General features: G+C 30.5%; 16 protein-coding genes and 1 pseudogene. All 17 read right to left on the minus strand.

Annotation, left to right across the window (positions count from 1 at the left end; all coding sequences use genetic code 11):
• Positions 1-40 precede the first annotated feature (40 nt).
• The gene (locus T483_RS0104180; RefSeq protein ID WP_026885705.1) at positions 41-343 is read right to left on the minus strand and encodes a DUF5316 domain-containing protein; all 303 of its coding nucleotides are present in this window, start codon (positions 341-343) and stop codon (positions 41-43) included.
• A 101-nt stretch (positions 344-444) separates the two neighbouring features.
• The gene (locus tag T483_RS0104185; protein WP_026885706.1) at positions 445-765 is read right to left on the minus strand and encodes a hypothetical protein; all 321 of its coding nucleotides are present in this window, start codon (positions 763-765) and stop codon (positions 445-447) included.
• A 115-nt stretch (positions 766-880) separates the two neighbouring features.
• A complete protein-coding gene (locus T483_RS0104190) occupies positions 881-1402 on the minus strand; it encodes a ClbS/DfsB family four-helix bundle protein (protein ID WP_026885707.1) in 522 nt (173 codons plus the stop codon).
• 222 nt (positions 1403-1624) lie between these two features.
• Positions 1625-2092, minus strand: coding sequence for a VOC family protein (locus tag T483_RS0104195; protein ID WP_026885708.1), 468 nt, complete (start codon positions 2090-2092; stop codon positions 1625-1627).
• A gap of 1 nt (position 2093) precedes the next feature.
• On the minus strand, positions 2094-2480 hold the full coding sequence (locus T483_RS0104200; protein ID WP_017213060.1) for a carboxymuconolactone decarboxylase family protein: 387 nt from the start codon (positions 2478-2480) through the stop codon (positions 2094-2096).
• A gap of 48 nt (positions 2481-2528) precedes the next feature.
• Positions 2529-3140: a class I SAM-dependent methyltransferase gene (locus tag T483_RS0104205; RefSeq protein WP_026885709.1), complete on the minus strand. Its 612-nt coding sequence runs from the start codon at positions 3138-3140 to the stop codon at positions 2529-2531.
• A gap of 481 nt (positions 3141-3621) precedes the next feature.
• Positions 3622-3918, minus strand: a complete 297-nt coding sequence (locus tag T483_RS0104210; protein WP_026885710.1) for a hypothetical protein — start codon at positions 3916-3918, stop codon at positions 3622-3624.
• Positions 3919-4051: 133 nt separating this feature from the next.
• Positions 4052-4203: pseudogene (locus T483_RS30900) on the minus strand (IS1595 family transposase); the annotation flags it as partial.
• 132 nt (positions 4204-4335) lie between these two features.
• Positions 4336-4671 carry a cupin gene (locus T483_RS0104215; RefSeq protein WP_026885711.1) on the minus strand — a complete coding sequence of 112 codons (336 nt, stop codon included), beginning with the start codon at positions 4669-4671 and terminating at the stop codon, positions 4336-4338.
• A 4-nt stretch (positions 4672-4675) separates the two neighbouring features.
• The gene (locus T483_RS0104220; RefSeq protein WP_026885712.1) at positions 4676-5014 is read right to left on the minus strand and encodes a cupin domain-containing protein; all 339 of its coding nucleotides are present in this window, start codon (positions 5012-5014) and stop codon (positions 4676-4678) included.
• A gap of 278 nt (positions 5015-5292) precedes the next feature.
• The gene (locus T483_RS0104225) at positions 5293-9210 is read right to left on the minus strand and encodes an acyl-CoA dehydratase activase (RefSeq protein WP_026885713.1); all 3918 of its coding nucleotides are present in this window, start codon (positions 9208-9210) and stop codon (positions 5293-5295) included.
• A 430-nt stretch (positions 9211-9640) separates the two neighbouring features.
• Complete coding sequence (locus tag T483_RS0104230; RefSeq protein ID WP_026885714.1) at positions 9641-11011, minus strand: FAD-binding oxidoreductase; 1371 nt, start codon at positions 11009-11011, stop codon at positions 9641-9643.
• Between the two features lie 473 nt (positions 11012-11484).
• Positions 11485-12288, minus strand: a complete 804-nt coding sequence (locus T483_RS0104235; RefSeq protein ID WP_026885715.1) for an ABC transporter ATP-binding protein — start codon at positions 12286-12288, stop codon at positions 11485-11487.
• Positions 12288-13319 carry a FecCD family ABC transporter permease gene (locus T483_RS0104240; protein WP_026885716.1) on the minus strand — a complete coding sequence of 344 codons (1032 nt, stop codon included), beginning with the start codon at positions 13317-13319 and terminating at the stop codon, positions 12288-12290. Before T483_RS0104240 ends, T483_RS0104235 begins: the two co-directional genes overlap by 1 nt.
• Positions 13316-14314 (minus strand): FecCD family ABC transporter permease, encoded by a 999-nt coding sequence (locus T483_RS0104245; RefSeq protein WP_012059927.1) that lies wholly within the window; start codon positions 14312-14314, stop codon positions 13316-13318. Before T483_RS0104245 ends, T483_RS0104240 begins: the two co-directional genes overlap by 4 nt.
• Positions 14314-15339, minus strand: coding sequence for an iron-siderophore ABC transporter substrate-binding protein (locus T483_RS0104250; protein WP_026885717.1), 1026 nt, complete (start codon positions 15337-15339; stop codon positions 14314-14316). Before T483_RS0104250 ends, T483_RS0104245 begins: the two co-directional genes overlap by 1 nt.
• Before the next feature lie 737 nt (positions 15340-16076).
• The gene (locus tag T483_RS0104255; RefSeq protein ID WP_031275914.1) at positions 16077-17417 is read right to left on the minus strand and encodes an MFS transporter; all 1341 of its coding nucleotides are present in this window, start codon (positions 17415-17417) and stop codon (positions 16077-16079) included.
• Between the last annotated feature and the right edge of the window lie 97 nt (positions 17418-17514).

The raw sequence follows: 17514 nt of genomic DNA on the forward strand, positions 1-17514 counted from the left end.
TTCTTATATTTCAAAATTTATTTATTCATAATTCTATATCTTAGTGATGGAAGTTTATAAACACCAATACTATTATACAAACAACAATGTTAGGCATTAAAATAGTCAGCAAATTACTTACTATTTTTGTCCTTTTATTTCTCTCATCTTTTCCTTCACTTAGGTAATTAGCTAAGTATTTATCGCCACTAATAAATGAACCATTTAAAATTCCACATATAACAATACAAAAAGCACTTAAAAAACCAGATATTTTTAATGTTATATTATAATCATTCATTAAAAATCCTGCTATATATGACACCATCGCAATAATTAAACCAATAATAAATGATGTTTTCAAAACTTTTCCTCCTCATATACGAAGCCTCACATACTTATTAAGAATAAACGTTTAAATTTTAATTATCATAATTACGTTTTGATATAATTACTAATTATGCATTATTCATAGTAAGTATACCCCTTCATTTTACTTTGTATTACTAATATAAGATTTATAAAATGAAATCCTGGAAATGATAATATAACCAAAATATTAGAAGCATTAAAAATTATTATTACTATTCCAGCTATAATAAGATACACTGAATTTAATATTGCAAACTTTAACTGCATCCTAAAAAATTCTCTTGGTTTTATAATTGTCATTTCTGTTTTTCTTGCAAATCTTTTATTGTAGTAAGTAATTTTATCCTTACAACAAATAGAATATATTAAATAGATTACTCCAATTAAAATTGGTAATATACCAAGCCAATTCATCTCAACTCCCCCTAATGAAATACTTTATTATAATTTTAATTCCCCCCCTCATATTTTCCTACTTAGTATAGATAAATTCTTGCTCATTATTGCTATGCAGTACTTAATTAATGCATTATACCTGTGCCGCACGAAGTTTCTTCCATTTTCTGATTTTGCTGCGAAAAGACTTAAAAGGCGCAACAGTATTTATGTGAATCCATTTCCAAACTGGCCAATTAGATGGTGTTGACTCTGCCCACTTTCTGCCTCCTGGATTAAACAACTTATCCTCATTAAAATCTTTTATCCATAAAATAATATCATCAACTTTTGAAATGTACATTTCCTTTAACTCTGATAAAGAATAATCATTATACTTAGCATAAAATCTTTCATATAACTTTCCTAGTTGATTCCATTTAAAATCTTTATCTGGTGTTATTACTTCCTTTCCAGCCAATTCATCACTTTCCCAGCTTTTAAGCAATTCCATCCATCCAAGCTGATATGCAATGATTTGTCCAGGGGTTCTATCAACTCCTTCTATAATAAGATCCCTATCACTTTCTGCTACATTATCAAATTCCTTTATAAAAAGTGTTGCTGTCTTTTTTATTTCATTTATGAAAGTTTCTTTATCCGCATATTGCTCCATAACTACACCTCCTATTTTGTATAATAATACAGCATAAAACTTGACAGCATCATGTCATATTAATTAACTTTAGTAAAATATTAGTTAATCTAAACAATATATAATTGTATTTATATATTGTTTTTAAATCCTTTAAGGACTTTTTCATGTTGTTCTATATTAGAATTTCTAATCATTTTTCTGTAAACAATCTAAGATTATAGTATTGCCATTTTTTTATATCTATTTTAAACAAGACACTATATAATCAACTGGTACATCCATTCTAACAGCTGTTTCTTCTATGGACAGACCATTATTTAGGAATCTTTTTACGACCATCACTATATTTTCTCCAACTTCAATAATATGATTATCAGGATCATAAAATCTAACAACACGCTGCCCCCAAGAATGTTCTACCATAGGATGTACATAATTAATATCTGAGATGCTGGTAAGCTTTTGACTAAAGCTGTAAAAATCATCTTCCTCAAAATATAATTCCGCTACATTTCCACCAAAAGCAATTTCATCATTCTGTTTGCATATAAATGATAACCAAGTATCTTTTGTTTGTAATGCAATACCACCAGTCAAAGTTACATTTGCTCCAAAGTCAACAACAACCTCTAAGCCAAGTACTTCATAATAAAATTTCTTTGATTTCTCCATATTAGAAACAACTATCATTGGATTTGAAAACTTCATTTTATTCCTCTCCTTTAGCTAGCTTTATCTCTTCTAACCTTTCCTCAGCTGCTTTAATTGCCTGAGTTCCTGTTTTACACAGTACATTTATTCCCTTAACAATAGTTACAATTACATATGCTTCTACTAATTCTTCCATAGTTAAACCTGCTTCTACAGCTGCAACAGCATGTGCCTTTGCTCCACTTACTTCATCATCTAAACTATCCAATATAGTAAAAATTAATTCCCTTGTTTTTTTAGGAAGATGTCCATTTTCAATTGATTCACGCATTGCCAAATATCCACTTAACCCATCTGGCGAATATTTAGAAAGTGCATCAGCAAATGGCGGATTCCATTTCAATTCTTCCTTATAATATTTAAGTATACTTTCAAAATCCTTCATAACTAAACTCTCCCTCATTTTTTATTTTCTTAAAAATATTAACCCAAACTATATTTTCTTAACAATATAATCAACAAATCCTTGTCTTATTTTTTCACCTTCATCCATTCTTTCTAATACCCTAATTTCTTTATGCAATATTTCCATATCTTCAAAATATGTATCTGGCTCACATTCCTCAAAATATGAATGTATTACAGAAGTATTTCTCTCCATTTGCTCATATTGATTTTCACCAATATCTATACCTATACTATAACGAGAATCTTTTGTCGTAAGAAAATTTATAAAAAGCAACCCTCCAGGCTTTAATACACGCTTCATTTCATTCATTGATTTTAAAACATCTTCTTTTCTCATGTGAAATACTGAATTATACGAATAAACAAAGCTAAATGTTTCATCTCCAAATTTTAAATATCTCATATCTCCGTGTTCAATATTTAAATCTTGATTTTTTTTATGTGCATACATATTAGCCTCTTTTAATTGATTAATATCAAATTCTATTCCATGTGTTTTATATCCATATTCCGAAAATAAGCTTAACGGTGGACAATTCCCTCCTGCACCACAATCTAGAACCACTTTATCCATAGTTGTTTCATTACAGAACATGATAAATGTATACAATGGTATTTGCCTAAATATTTCATTCATTTTACCTATTCCTTTCTATTAAACACATTTTATAAATCGCCTAAATTTATCATTGCTACAGTCTTCTATTTCCACTAAAATATTCTGACATTATAACTAAATAATAACATATATTACAATTATAAATTTCTTAAATTTTATTAAGTTTGAATATATGTACTACAATATAAAATTGTATTTATGTATATATGTCGCAATAAATTTACATTTAAAACTTTAGTTAGGTAAGTCCTAAGTTAAAACCCAAATGTAGAAATTAAATTGCAACATATTTAACAGAGAACTCTTCATCTGCTGCTGAAGTTAGGCTATAGCAAGATGATTTAGCTGAACCATTACCTTTGTTAAATTATAATAAACTCTTTAAATACTAAGCTATGTTTTAATATGATCTTGAAATATAGCTAAAAAAAATTATAGGTGGGATTGCCCGCCTATAATACTCAATATAAGAAATAAGTTCTTCTCTTACTATTATTTTTTAAAAAGGAATTATAGTTCCCAAAGGTAACCAACCATTTGACCTTGAAAGTTTATCCATCTTTTGCAATACTTTATAAGCTCTATCTCCAGTAGTAATTTTTTCAATAAAAACTACCCGATAAATTCCAACGACTACATGCTTCAAAACAACTTGAGGAATTTTACCTTTGCTCAATTCATTTTGTCCATTCAATATAATATCATCAATGATTTTGTTTTTAGGTTCATACATTTCTTTAAACTCATTTAGTAAAAGTTCTGCCTCTTCTTCTATTCTTATCTTTTCCTTTTTCACCAAATAATCACCTTACTATCTTTAAAATCATACTCTAAATTATTCTTGTTACGAAATATGAGTTACTACTGTTTATTAGATTATAGTTTTTAATAATGCTTATTATAACATAATTTACAAAATATCACACATGTTACACATAGATTGGCTCTCTATCCTTTATACTTTTAATTTGATATATAATGTGTTACATTGCTTTGAATTATAAAGTTCTTAGCCTTTACTATTTCTTTATCTGCATCAATATTTGAACCACTTGATATAGTTTCTTATGTATTTAGTTGCAAATTGCAATACCACTGAACCTATTTCACTAGTAAATATCAATTTTCAATACTAATTTTAAACATAGCTAACCTCTAAAAAGCAAGACTAAAATCTAGCCTTGCTTTTAAATTCACAATTTTTTGATATAAATTATTCTTTTATTAATATGTTCAATAACTTTACATCTGTTAATGCTTCTATTCCATATTGTATATCAGCTTCTAATGCAAAAATATCACCTTCGCTTATTACTGATTCGTCATTTTCATTGTAAACAACTTTAGCTTCTCCTTCTATTACAATAAATAATGATTCCATTTGATAATATTCCTTATCTATGCTTTCTCCCTTTGCATATGAAAAGAATCTAACTTCATGTTTTTCATTATCTACTAGGGCCTTACTTGCTATTGTATTTCCTGAATGACTTATCATATCTTTCATTTTTATTGGTTCAAATGGTTTTATGTTTCTTAAATATTTCATAAGCTTAATCCTCTTTCACTACTATTAATAGCATCTTCATGTCTTCTTTTGCAGTTACTTGATGCTGAATATTTGCAGGCATAACTACCAATTGCCCTTTATGAGCTTCCATTACTTCATCACCTATTTTTACAGTAGCTATTCCTTCCTGAATAACAATCATAGCATCCCCTTTAGCTGCATGAGGCCCAACGCCTTCACCTTTTCCAAAAGCTAATGCAGTAAGTCCTACACCTTTCTTTTGAGCCATTGTAACAGTTTCTATTTGACCTTCCTTGCAGCTTACTAAGCTGTCAAAATCTATTGCCTTTGATTTTTCTATATTCTTAATTAATTCTTGCATATTACATTCTCCTTTTTATTTATTGTCTAGTTTTTACTACACAAAATATGTTTTATATTTGAATCATTATATAATCTGATATTTTTATCCGATAGCTAGCATCCGTAACACTCCCTCAATATATGAAACTCCTCTTCCTAAAGTCAGATGAGTAAGCGATTCACACTAAATCATAGATTTAGGTTCTCTGCTTAAGTGGGAGATAACGGCTGCACGCTCCTGGATTAGTTCAACTAAATTCAGCTGGAGTATAAAAACTCCACCTGAAAAGTTTCACTTTATAAATAAGCAGTAAATGTTTCTATTAGTTCTTCATTATTTTTGTTTATATTACTATCAAAATATAGATCTAATACAGGAATATTTATTTCTTCTTTATATTTTTCTCTTAATATTTTTAATATTGTAGCTGTATTTTCATACATAGAGCTTACAACAATAATCCCATCAACATTTTCTGCTGTTAATAATTTAGCAAACCTATATCTTCCGCTTCCTCCTGCATAATTTGGAAGCTTATCTTTTAGTATTTCATTAAGACTATCAATATCCTTATTAAATGGGGATTTTTCTTCTAAAATCAAATTAACTTTATTAATAATCTTCTTAGCTTCAGCTACTAATTTTAAATATTGCTTATTAGTCTTATTTCTCTTATTGCTAAAATCTTCATATAGCATATATAATTCTTCCGCAAAGGGCTGCTTTACAACATCATAATTTTCCATTAGCCTTTTTATGAGATTATTATTTAAATAATCTTTATTCACTACCAAAGATTCTCCCACTATAAGCAGTTTCTTTTTATTTTCTTTTAATATCTCACTATCTAGGATTTCTAATTTTTCATCAAAATATGAGTCTGTCATATTATTATTTTTTATTGCTTTAATTAAATCATCTAAGGATGTTTCTTTTTTATCTTCATGTAATCTATTAATTAGATCGCCTATTACCAATGCTTTAAAGAATTCTAGACCAAAATCTTTATCTCCTAAGTAATCTTCTATAAATGGCGCTTCGAGATTTAGTTTTCTGCCACATTCTAAGGCTTTATATTGTATAAGCTTCCCATACTGCCCAAAGGTTTCACTTCCTTCATCTGTAGGAAGATATAATGTATATTCTTTTTCACTTTCTTTAACTTTACTTATGACTTCTGATATTAAACCAGTTAGTGAGAAATATTCTTTTCCTCTTGAAAATTGCTTTCCAATTTCAATTGTGCTTTCACTTACAGGTTCTAATATTGTAACCTCTTTATTTTTTCTTTCTAAGAAAGCTTTTAGTATATTGCTATATGGATACATATATGGAATTATCACTTCATTTTCAGTTTCTATTTCATTCTTAGAGTTTTGAAGTTTATTATCAAATTTAACTTCATTAACCATTCCAAGTTTTTTACTATAATTACCTTCAGCAGATTCCTCAACTTTATTTTCTAAAAGGCCATTATTATCACAATTTTTAATCGAATTTATAAATGCCTCTACCCTTGTAATTACTCCAACTTTTGAAGAGTGTTCATCTACTTCTATATGCAAATAAGGCTTGCTTCCCATTTCCTTTTTAAAATAATGGGTAAGAATTGTATCTGGTCCGCATCCATGGTTAGTAATGTATATTGGATATAAATTTTTATGATTTCTTATAATTTTTGCTCCTGTTATTATGTGCTGTCCAAAAGGCCAATACATATTAGAATATTCTTCTCCAATATTCATTTCAGAAGCTTCAAGGTGAGTTAAATGAAGTACTTTATATCCACGCTTTTTCAATTCATTTTCTATGCCCATGTTTAATGCTGGATCAACAATATTATATACTCTGCTTATCATTACAAATACTTTTTCATCTTCACCTATATTTTTTAAAACATCCGATCCGAGTGATTCAAGATTTTTTTCATAATCCATAAACTTTTTCATACCAGACATTACTGCTGCCGCTGTTTCTATTTTATTTTTTCCAAGATCTTTTCCTATACTTAATAAGGTTTTAATCATATATTGTTTACCAAAATTAAATGATAATGTTGGTGATATTAACTTTATATTTTTTTCTTCTAAATTAAACACGCTTTCAATTATCTTTGGTGAAGTCTGCATATACACACATGCATAATCTTCTCTCACATCTGAACCTGCATGCTTCATAGTGTATAAATGTGGCAGGAATATATAATCAACTTTCCTCTGTAGAAGCCATGCCACATGCCCATTTATTAATTTAACTGGAAAACATGTTTCTTCAAACGAATATTCCTGGCTAAGGCCTATTATATCTTCATTAGTTGCATCTGAAAGTAAAACATTATATCCTAATTTTTTGAATATCTCATTAAACATCGGGAACATTTTATTAAGAAACAGTACTCTTGGTATCCCTATTGTTTTTTTATTAGCATCTTTATCAGTTATATATCCGTCTAAGAATAATTTTTCACCTTTATTTGAATAATCTATACTGCTATTTTGTTTCTTATCTTTTTCGTTATTCTTTATACTTTCCTTTGTTAAAACTGCTGTTCCTAAAGCGCCTGTAACACTAAAGAATTCTGGAATGATAATTTCTTTATTAAGTAAAGCTCTAAATGCATTTACTACTGCTTGATTATGAGCAATTCCACCTTGAAGGAAAATTTTATTTCCAATAGGTCTATTTCCAACAACTCTATTTAAATAATTTTTTACTATAGAGTAAGCAAGTCCAGCTGAAATATTCTCAATACTTTCGCCTTCTCCTATTGCTTTACCTATGTTTCCTTCAATAAAAACAGTACATCTATCCCCTAAATTGCAAGGGCTATCGCCTTCTAAAGCAACCTTTCCAAACTCATTAATACTTATTCCAAGTTTCTTAATCTGCTCTTCTATAAACGCTCCTGTTCCTGCTGCGCATATTTTATTCATTTCAAAGTCTTTTACTAATTTATTTTCTATACATATATATTTTGAATCCTGACCACCAATTTCAAATATGGTGTCAACATCACTACATACATTTATGGCACCTTCTGCTTGCGCTGTAATCTCATTTACAATTAAATCTGCATTAATTAATTTTCCAATATACTCTCTACCAGAACCAGTTGTACCTATTCCTTTGAATTTAAAGTCTTGTCCTAATCTTTCCTTTAATATATCAAAATATTCAGTAACAACTTCTTTTGGTTTTCCATTAGTTTTTGTATAAATATAATCAATTACGTTGTTAGCTTCATCAATAACAACAAAATTGATACTTGTTGATCCAATATCAACGCCCAAGTAACCTTCTTTTAAAGTATTGTTTATACAATTATGTTTATTTAAACCATCATTTACTCCGAATTTATCTAATTTTTCAAATAAGCTATTTTTAGGCTTTTCTATAATTAATTTTTCAGAAGAGCTAAGTTTATTTACATCTATAATTAATCCTTTTTCTTCTGCTATCTTGCAAGCTCCAAAACATGTAAGCAACTCAAAATTTTCTTCAATTATAATGTCTTCGTCTTCTAACTTTAATACATCCTTTAGAGCTTTAACTACTCCTTTGTTATGTATTACCCCACCAGAAAGCATGATTGGTTTATTAAGCTTATTTTTCTGAAGAACATTTGCTTTATAATTTCTTACAAGTGCATGGCATAATCCTTGTAATATGTCCTCTACTTTTACACCATCCTGCATATGATGTATCATATCAGTCTTTGAAAAAACGCTGCATCTTCCAGCTATTCTTGGAATTTCTGTAGCTTTTTCTGTATAAAGTGATATATCTTTTATATCTATAGATAATCTTGAAGCCTGCTCTTCTAAAAAAGAACCAGTACCAGCTGCACAGCTTGTATTCATGAAGAATTTTACATTTTTAACATCTATATCTGTAATATATTTTGTTTCTTGTGCACCAAGTTCAATAATAGATTTAACATTCTTATTTTTAAATAAAGCTCCTTCAATAAGAGAAATACTATTATTGATATGATACTTTTTATCTAAATTAATTCTTGATGATAAACTTCCTGTTATCCCAATAACCATATTTGATTCTTTATTAATTGCTTTAACCTTCTCAATTAACTCACTATAATATTTATTAATATTTCCTTTATGGAATATATAATTACTTTCAATTAAATTATCATTACTATCTAAGTAAACATACTTAAGAGTTGAATAACCAATATCTATTCCTAACTTATTCATAACACCCTCCTTTGAAATTCATTCTCATTTACTTCTTATAAGTATTATATTACACTTTCACGCTAGACTCCGTATCATATGATACGCTTAAGAAGAAATTTATGAGGAGTCTAATGTCAGATTTAGATAATTTAAATATTTCATGTGCTTCTGAAGTCCAAATGATTGAGGTTTTTATAAACTAAAATACCCTATAGAGTTGACTTTTTTATCGTCTATTCTATAGGATACAATCTAATTATCTTATGATCCATCCATTATTAAAAATAAAGTTTACACTATATCTTTCAATCTGAAGTATTGCTCGATCTTTTCATCAATTAAACAAAAATTACAGGAATGTGCGATTTTAAATTTCATATTTTTAGTTAAGACTAAAAATAAATTATACAGATTAATCAATAGTTAGCTACAACAATGGATTATGCCACTATCTTTCATCTCTATGATCATAATCACAAGTACGAGCTGGTGGAATACTCTGTATGAAGTTGAAAACATTTTCTGGATCATATTTAGCTTTAATTCTCCTAAGTCTAGCAAAATTATCACCATAATATTCATGACCGTAATCTTTTATACATAAATCTGGTACATTTACATATGATCCTGTTATATATGACTGCAATCTTGCACGTGTCTTCTCAACAAGCATAATATTCTCTCGTGCTTCACCTTTTTCAATCCATGATGCATCCCATTCCAAATAATATTTAGTATTTCGCCAGAAAAAGGCTGTATCCTTTGGATTTACACTATTCATAGCACCTCCAGAGTTAAGGAAAAAGAAATTAGATTCGCTTCCTTTTGCTTTTTCTAAGAAGCTTCTTATTGCTTCAATTCCTTCTTCAGGTAGAGTTTGCTCAACCCAGGCAGATGACCACGTACTCTTCTGTTCATCGAAGAAAGGTTCATTTGGAGCCCAGAAATCTATTGCCTCACTTAGTGTAACCCCATCAATAACTACCTTTAAAGGACATCCTACTTCTATCAAAGGTCTTATCAACTTCTTCAGTTCTGCTTTAGTCCCAAGGAATAATCCCTGTGAACGGAGAAGACCATTTGTTTTAGAATATATCTCCAATATAGTACCAAGTCTTACATCTACAAATGGAGACCACCTTTGCCATGCATCAATAACTTCATCTAATTGCTCCCAAGGCCAAATTATTTGGAATATCCCAACTTCAGCAGGAGCACGACGTATTCTAAATGTGTATGAGGTTATAATACCGAAGTTACCTCCTCCACCTCCACGAATAGCCCATAGTAAGTCTGGATTTTCCTTTTCGCTAACGTGCATAATCTCACCATCAGCATTAACTATAGTGGCAGCTAGAATATTATCTGAAATCACTCCTGCTGTTCGTTGTATAGCTGTAATTCCTCCACCAGTACTTATTCCGCCTATACCAACAGTAGAACTATCTCCAAAAGGAGCAAGGAAACCTTCCTGTGCTAGCATCCTCACAAGAGAACCAACGCGTATTCCCGCTTCAACTGTGGCAATTAAATTTTCTTTATCTACCTTTACTCTTTTCATTAGACCAGTATCTATTACAATTCCACCATTTGTTTGTGAAAAATCTTTTGCTAGAGCATGCCTGCCGCTTCGCATTCTAATTGGTACATCATTCTCACGAGCCCACTTGACTGCATTTTCTACATCCTTATTATTCTTTGCAAAAACAAATACACTAGGAAACGCGTTGGTGAACGGATTCCAGTTCATTCGTGCTTCCCTATATTCAGGATCATTTGGACGGACTACCTTTCCAGTTAATTTTGTTTTGCATTTCATATAGTCACCCTCTTTTGTAAATTTGCTTTATATAAAAACAATGTGATTTTTTACACAAAGCTTGTTATATTTTATAATATGAACATTTATAAAATTAGTACCATCTTTTAACTTTTCATCTAACATAATACTATAAAAACACTACGAACTTTTGATTAAACTACTGTGAATTAAGAAGGCAAGTACGCTCATATTTCCCATGTACTTTTTCCCAAAAACGAGTATACACTTTTCATTGATATGTAATTCACTATGTGATTTTTTAATACTCATCCTGATCTGAGATTAGTTTTTTAATTCACCACCAAGCAAATATTTTTTTATTCTCTTTTAAAAGGCAACTTTCCGAATAAGCCTTTCTCATAATTAATCCCCCTCACCAAGCACAATGTCCATATGTTTGTCTAGTGATACAAATTTCTAGAGAATAATAAATCCTCGACAATACTACACTCGTATTGTCGAGGATTTGTTTAGTTAACATGATGTCTTCCTCTTGGAACTATAAAAGGCGAATTAGATACTGGATCTTGTATTACCACACAATCTAATCCAAATACTTCATTGATTAATTCTGATGTTATAACCTTTGATGGTTCACCTTTCCCAATTAATTTTCCCTTTCGAAGAGCAAATATATAATCTGCATATCTGGCAGATAAATTTATATCATGAAGTACCATTACAATAGTAGTTCCTCTTCTGCGGTTTAGATCCGTCAATAAATCAAGAATTTCTACTTGATAAGCAATATCAAGATATGTAGTTGGTTCATCTAAAAGAAGTATATCTGTCTGCTGAGCTAGTGCCATAGCTATCCAAACCCTTTGGCGTTGTCCTCCAGATAGCTCATCTACACTACGATTAGCAAGCTCTGTTATTCCCATTATTTCAAGTGCCTCTTCTACTGCATCAAAGTCACTTTTATCCATGCTTTTCAAAAATGCTTGATATGGAAATCTACCTCTTGAAACTAAGTCCCAGACTGTTATCCCTTCTGGAACTACTGGTGATTGTGGAAGCAGTCCTAAAACTTGTGCCAATTTTTTAGAAGGCATTGAAGTTATTTTTTTGCCATCAATTACAACATCTCCCGAAATTGGCTTAATAAGCCTTGCAAGTGTTTTTAGCAAAGTTGATTTACCACATGCATTTGCACCAATAATAACACTGATTTTATTACTTGGAATAGTTATATCAATTCCATCAACTATAATCTTTTTTTCATACCCAGTTACTAAATTTTTTGCTTCAAGCAATTGTTGTTTTTCATTCATTATGCTTGCCCCCTTCTGTTTATAGTTATTAGAAGCAATAGCATATATGGTGCTCCTAAAATTCCTGTAATTACACCTACAGGAAATCTTGTACTAAATACAAACTGGCCAATCATATCTGCTCCAAGTACTAATAATGCTCCAACTAAACCTGATGCTAAAACATTTGGTGCACCTAGTCCAACAAGTCTTGCTGAAATTGGACCTGATAAAAATGCAACAAAGGCTATAGGCCCTGTAACAGCAGTTGCAAAAGCAATTAAAAATACGGAACTTAAGATCAATGCTATTCTTATTAAATTTATTTTAATCCCCAGTGTTGTTGCAAATTCATCTCCTAATTCTAATATTTGAAGATGATTAGTTAAACATAAAATGATAACTCCAAATATAATAACAACCACAAGTAAGCCTGGGACATCTTTCATACTCATCCCATTTAAGCTTCCATTTAACCATGTCAGTGCTTTTGAGACATCGTGTTCTGAAGCCTTAACCAGCAAAAATGATATAAGGGCATTTAGCATTGCTTGCATTCCAATTCCTATAAGTATTAATCTTCCGCCTGAAAATCCTGAACCTTTAGAGAACATATATATAAGTCCTGAAACCAAAATTCCTGAAATCACAGCTGCAATAGAAACACCGCTTCCACTCATGTGAAGAACTAATATACAAAATACAGCTGCCACACTAGCTCCTGAACTTATTCCTATAATATCAGGACTAGCTAGTGGATTTCTAAGCATAGTTTGAAATGTGTTTCCTGCTATTCCAAATGCTAGCCCTGCTAAAAGTCCACAAAACATTCTTGGTAAACGCAAGGTTCCTATAGTAAATGTAGCTCCTTGTATCTCTTCCCCAATAAGTACTCTTATAACTGTACTTAATGAATAATTAGTTTTACCATATAAAAGCATAACTCCGCAAAGACTTAATGTTAAAGCAAAGAGAATTATATTAACGCTAATCATGCGTTTTTTTCTTTTTATATAACCTTCTTTTATCATAGAGTGAGTAGTTTTTATCATATAGCCCTCACCTTCGCTTTCCTTGCAATGATAATAAGAATTGGTGCACCTAAAAATGCAGTAATAATTCCCACCTGAAGTTCACCAGGACTTCCAATTACTCTTCCCAAAACATCTGAAATTGTTAAAATCACCGCTCCTCCAATAGCTGACATAGGAACTAAGCCTCTTAAATTTGAGCCAAAAATGAGACGTATACTATGAGGAATCATTAAACCTACAAATCCTATGGGTCCTGCAATTGCTGTGGTTGCACCACATAGTATAACCCCTGCAATTGCACATATAATCCTAATAATTCCTATATTTACTCCAAGACCAGTTGCAACCTCATCTCCTAAAGCTAAAATATCCAATGCTGGTGCTGATATTATGCTTATTATTAATCCAATTATTAAAAATGGTAACATTAAGTCAATACTCTCCCAAGTTGCACCACTTACACTTCCGACCTGCCAAAATCTATATGCATCTATAACCTCACTTCTAGGAAGTATTATTACACTTACTAAAGAGGTTAAAACCGCACTAGTAGCTGAGCCTGCCAAAGCAAGTTTTATTGGTGTCATACCTCCGCTTCCAATAGAAGCTATAGTATAAACAAATATTGATGTTATTCCTGCTCCAGCTAATGCAATCCAGATATACTCGTTAGCTGAATTTATATTAAAAAATGCTATTCCAATTACAACAAATAAAGACGCACCTGTATTAACTCCTAAAATGCTTGGGTCTGCTATTGGATTTCTAGTGATTGATTGCATAAGAGCCCCCGATATTCCAAGAGAAGCTCCTGCCATAATACTAAAAATTGTTCTTGGAACACGTTCTCGAACAACTAATGCAGCAAAAGACGTATCGTCACTATTTAATAAAGCATTTATTGCTTGACTAATTCCTATATTTTTTGACCCAAATGCCAGTGATATTACTACACATATACCTAGTAAAAAAATACTACCTAAATATATTCCTACTGTCTTTCTAAATCTCATTATGCTTTATCTGCTGCCTCTCCAATTATTTTTAGATATTCATCTATTGTTGCTGGAATTGATAAAGCAGTAGGAGTACAAGATGCTGCAAGTGCTGATCCATCTTCTATTACGGCAACTGATCCTCTTTTTATTGCTGGAACTGTTCCAAGTAGGGCATCTGATTGCAATTGTTTTACTAATGTATCATTTCCATACGTTACTATTACATCTACATCTGTTAATTTATCAATATTTTCTGAACTAATTTCAAGAGCAAAACTATCTGAAGTCTGCGCAAGCTTTTTAACACTCTCTGGTAATTCTAATCCTAAATCAGTTAAATATGCTGCTCGAGGATCTGATGGAAGATATATATAAAATTTACCTAGGTCAGCTGGATTAAAGTAACAAAAAACAGCCTTTTTGCCTTTAAGTTTAGTATACTCACTAGTTTTTTCTGTTATTTGCTTTTCCAAATCTGAAACTAATTTGTCTCCTTCATCTTTTTTACCCATTGCAGTTGAATTAATTGATATTTGATCACGCCAATATGTTTGCCAAGGAAGTTTAGGATATGCTACAACAGGAGCAATTTTACTTAATAAATCATATTCTTCTTGTGTTATTCCTGAATATACAGCTAATATAACATCTGGCTTTGCATTACTGATAGCTTCATAATCTAAACCATCTACATCGTCAAAAGTAACAGGTTTGTCCACACCTAACTCTTTATATTTTTCTGCTGTCCATGGCAATAAACCATTTTCATCTGCTTTTCCATAGTTAGCTTTAGATACACCTGCTGGTACAACTCCTAATGCTAATGGTACGTCCTGATTTCCCCAAGAAATTGTAACAACCTTTTCTGGCTGTTTTTCAATTACTGTTTCACCAAAAGCATGTTTAATAGTAAGTGGATAAGTTACAGTCGCACTTTGTCCCACATTAGATTTATCTTCATTTTTAGCCGCTCCACTTGAGCATCCTGTTATTAATAAAGTACAAGCAAGAATAATCGTAGTTATTCCTTTTAATTTCATGATAATCCTCCTAATTGTTATGTATTTTATTTAATTAATACTTATTTGATTTTTATACTCAAATGATAATGTTTTTCATTTACTATCGTTATTTATTTTATATTTATCAGTAAAATTTGTCAACCTTACATTTGAGAATATTATCTTGAAATTTGTGGTAATACTTATTAAATAAACTTATTTTCATTATATTTTGTGAAGACTTTGCCTTCATAGGGAGTTCCTAGAAAAGAACAAAACCGCAGGCGACTGTGTTTAAGTTCCGTATTGTGCTTCGCACTCTTTTCATATGTGTAGATTTTTTCACGCATCTGCCTTTTCGAACGCATGTGAGAAAAATCTGCACATCAGAAATGGCAGCTATGCACTTATAAAAAGAGTAGCTATGCTACAATACTGAACTATTCTGCATATAAGAACATTTTATGCAGGCGAATAAGATTTCTTTTTTATTCTTTTTTAAATACAAAAACTAGTCAATCAACCTTTTTTAAGTTATACCCTCAAGGAGTACCTCGTCTACAGATTTTATTGGAATATAAATTCCTAAAGAATAAAAAAATATTTATGATAAATCCTTGTTTTAATTGCGTTTCTAAACAGCAATGAAAACAAGGATCTATACATAAATATTTCAAAACAAAATTACATAAAATTTATTATTAACGCACAAGTTCTTTAAGCAACAAAACTTATTTTTTGACTTAACTAAATCTCGCTTTAAGACATTTGATAAATTAATTTAATTCTATAGATTTAGAGGTTCTTTTAATATTAAGTTCAGTTACCATCTTATTCGAAAACTTGTCCATATTTATAAAATACATTACGATTAATCCAATTATGGTAAATACAATTCCTGAGTATATAAACGAAATATTAATTGCCTTTATTGCTGCACCTGTCTGTACAGCAGCTGTTCCATTATATTTTCCAAAGTCAAGAATCCATCCGAGAATTGCAGTACCAAGGCCCCCCCCTAATTTCATTCCAAAACTTACACAACTGTTAATTAATCCATCTGCACGTATTCCTGTTTTCCATTCTCCATAATCTACAGCATCTGCAACAATTGCGAAAATTCCAACTATTAGAGGCGCCATACCAAAACCCTTTATAATACTTCCTGCCATAACAAGCTCATAAGAAGCAGGATTAATTGCCATAATAATAACACCTACTAATTTCACTAGAAATCCAAACATCATAACTTTCCATTTACCAAATTTACTTATGAACTTAGGTAAAAGTGCAAATCCAACTATCATAGGTGCATAAAGTGCTAAAGTAAGCATCCCCATTAAATTAGCATTATTTAATACATAAGTTGTATAATAAAGAGTAGCTCCTGAAAATAGCCCCATATCTGTATAAATAATAATAAACATAATCGCTATAAGTAAAAAATATTTATTTTTCATCAAGGAACCAATTCCTACTTTTAACTTGAATTTTTCTCCCTTTTCATCCTGATTTCTTTCTTTTGTAAATGCAAATGTTATGAATAGAAATGCACATGAAATTATTCCATAAATAACTGCAAGTTTTGACCATCCATACTTTTCAACCAATGGATTTGTAATCATTGATAATATAATAGTAAATGAGATAACAAAAACAAATCGAATTGAGCTCAAAACTGAACGTTCTTGTATGTTACTTGATATTCTTGATAACAATGTGCAATATGACAAATTTGAGGCCGTGTATACAATTGACACTAAAAATATATAAGTGATATATGCATAAATCAGCTTTCCACCATTGCTGAGCCCCATAGGAACATTAAACAATAATATCAAACCAATCCCCATAAATGGTGCACTCCATAAAATCCAAGGTCTTGTTTTCCCCCACCTTGTATTAGTTTTATCAATAAGTGCTCCAATTGATAAATCTGTTACACCATCTAAAAGTCTCGCAATCAGCATTAGTGTCCCAACTGCTGCTACTCCAAGTCCAACGCTATTAGTATAATATATCATCAAAAAAGAAGTAATTGGCACATACACAAAGTTACATCCTACATCGCCTATTGAATAAGAAATCTTTTCTTTTAAATTAATTTTTTCTTCCATAAAAATACTCATTCCTTTCATAGTACTCAACATATAAAGTAATTAAACGATTACTTTAAGAATATATATATGTTCTAATTAATGATTAACATTTGTC

The organism is Clostridium beijerinckii HUN142 (assembly GCF_000621745.1).
In the GTDB taxonomy this organism is placed as follows: domain Bacteria; phylum Bacillota; class Clostridia; order Clostridiales; family Clostridiaceae; genus Clostridium; species Clostridium beijerinckii_A.

Excerpts from the sequence above, each read along its gene's own strand:
- T483_RS0104205 (WP_026885709.1), bottom strand. The coding sequence starts at position 3,140 with ATGAATGAAATATTTAGGCAAATACCATTGTATACATTTATCATGTTC.
- T483_RS0104195 (WP_026885708.1), bottom strand. The coding sequence starts at position 2,092 with ATGAAGTTTTCAAATCCAATGATAGTTGTTTCTAATATGGAGAAATCA.
- T483_RS0104255 (WP_031275914.1), bottom strand. The coding sequence starts at position 17,417 with ATGGAAGAAAAAATTAATTTAAAAGAAAAGATTTCTTATTCAATAGGC.
- T483_RS0104230 (WP_026885714.1), bottom strand. The coding sequence starts at position 11,011 with ATGAAATGCAAAACAAAATTAACTGGAAAGGTAGTCCGTCCAAATGAT.
- T483_RS0104235 (WP_026885715.1), bottom strand. The coding sequence starts at position 12,288 with ATGAATGAAAAACAACAATTGCTTGAAGCAAAAAATTTAGTAACTGGG.
- T483_RS0104245 (WP_012059927.1), bottom strand. The coding sequence starts at position 14,314 with ATGAGATTTAGAAAGACAGTAGGAATATATTTAGGTAGTATTTTTTTA.
- T483_RS0104185 (WP_026885706.1), bottom strand. The coding sequence starts at position 765 with ATGAATTGGCTTGGTATATTACCAATTTTAATTGGAGTAATCTATTTA.
- T483_RS0104225 (WP_026885713.1), bottom strand. The coding sequence starts at position 9,210 with ATGAATAAGTTAGGAATAGATATTGGTTATTCAACTCTTAAGTATGTT.
- T483_RS0104240 (WP_026885716.1), bottom strand. The coding sequence starts at position 13,319 with ATGATAAAAACTACTCACTCTATGATAAAAGAAGGTTATATAAAAAGA.
- T483_RS0104190 (WP_026885707.1), bottom strand. The coding sequence starts at position 1,402 with ATGGAGCAATATGCGGATAAAGAAACTTTCATAAATGAAATAAAAAAG.
- T483_RS0104250 (WP_026885717.1), bottom strand. The coding sequence starts at position 15,339 with ATGAAATTAAAAGGAATAACTACGATTATTCTTGCTTGTACTTTATTA.
- T483_RS0104220 (WP_026885712.1), bottom strand. The coding sequence starts at position 5,014 with ATGCAAGAATTAATTAAGAATATAGAAAAATCAAAGGCAATAGATTTT.
- T483_RS0104200 (WP_017213060.1), bottom strand. The coding sequence starts at position 2,480 with ATGAAGGATTTTGAAAGTATACTTAAATATTATAAGGAAGAATTGAAA.
- T483_RS0104215 (WP_026885711.1), bottom strand. The coding sequence starts at position 4,671 with ATGAAATATTTAAGAAACATAAAACCATTTGAACCAATAAAAATGAAA.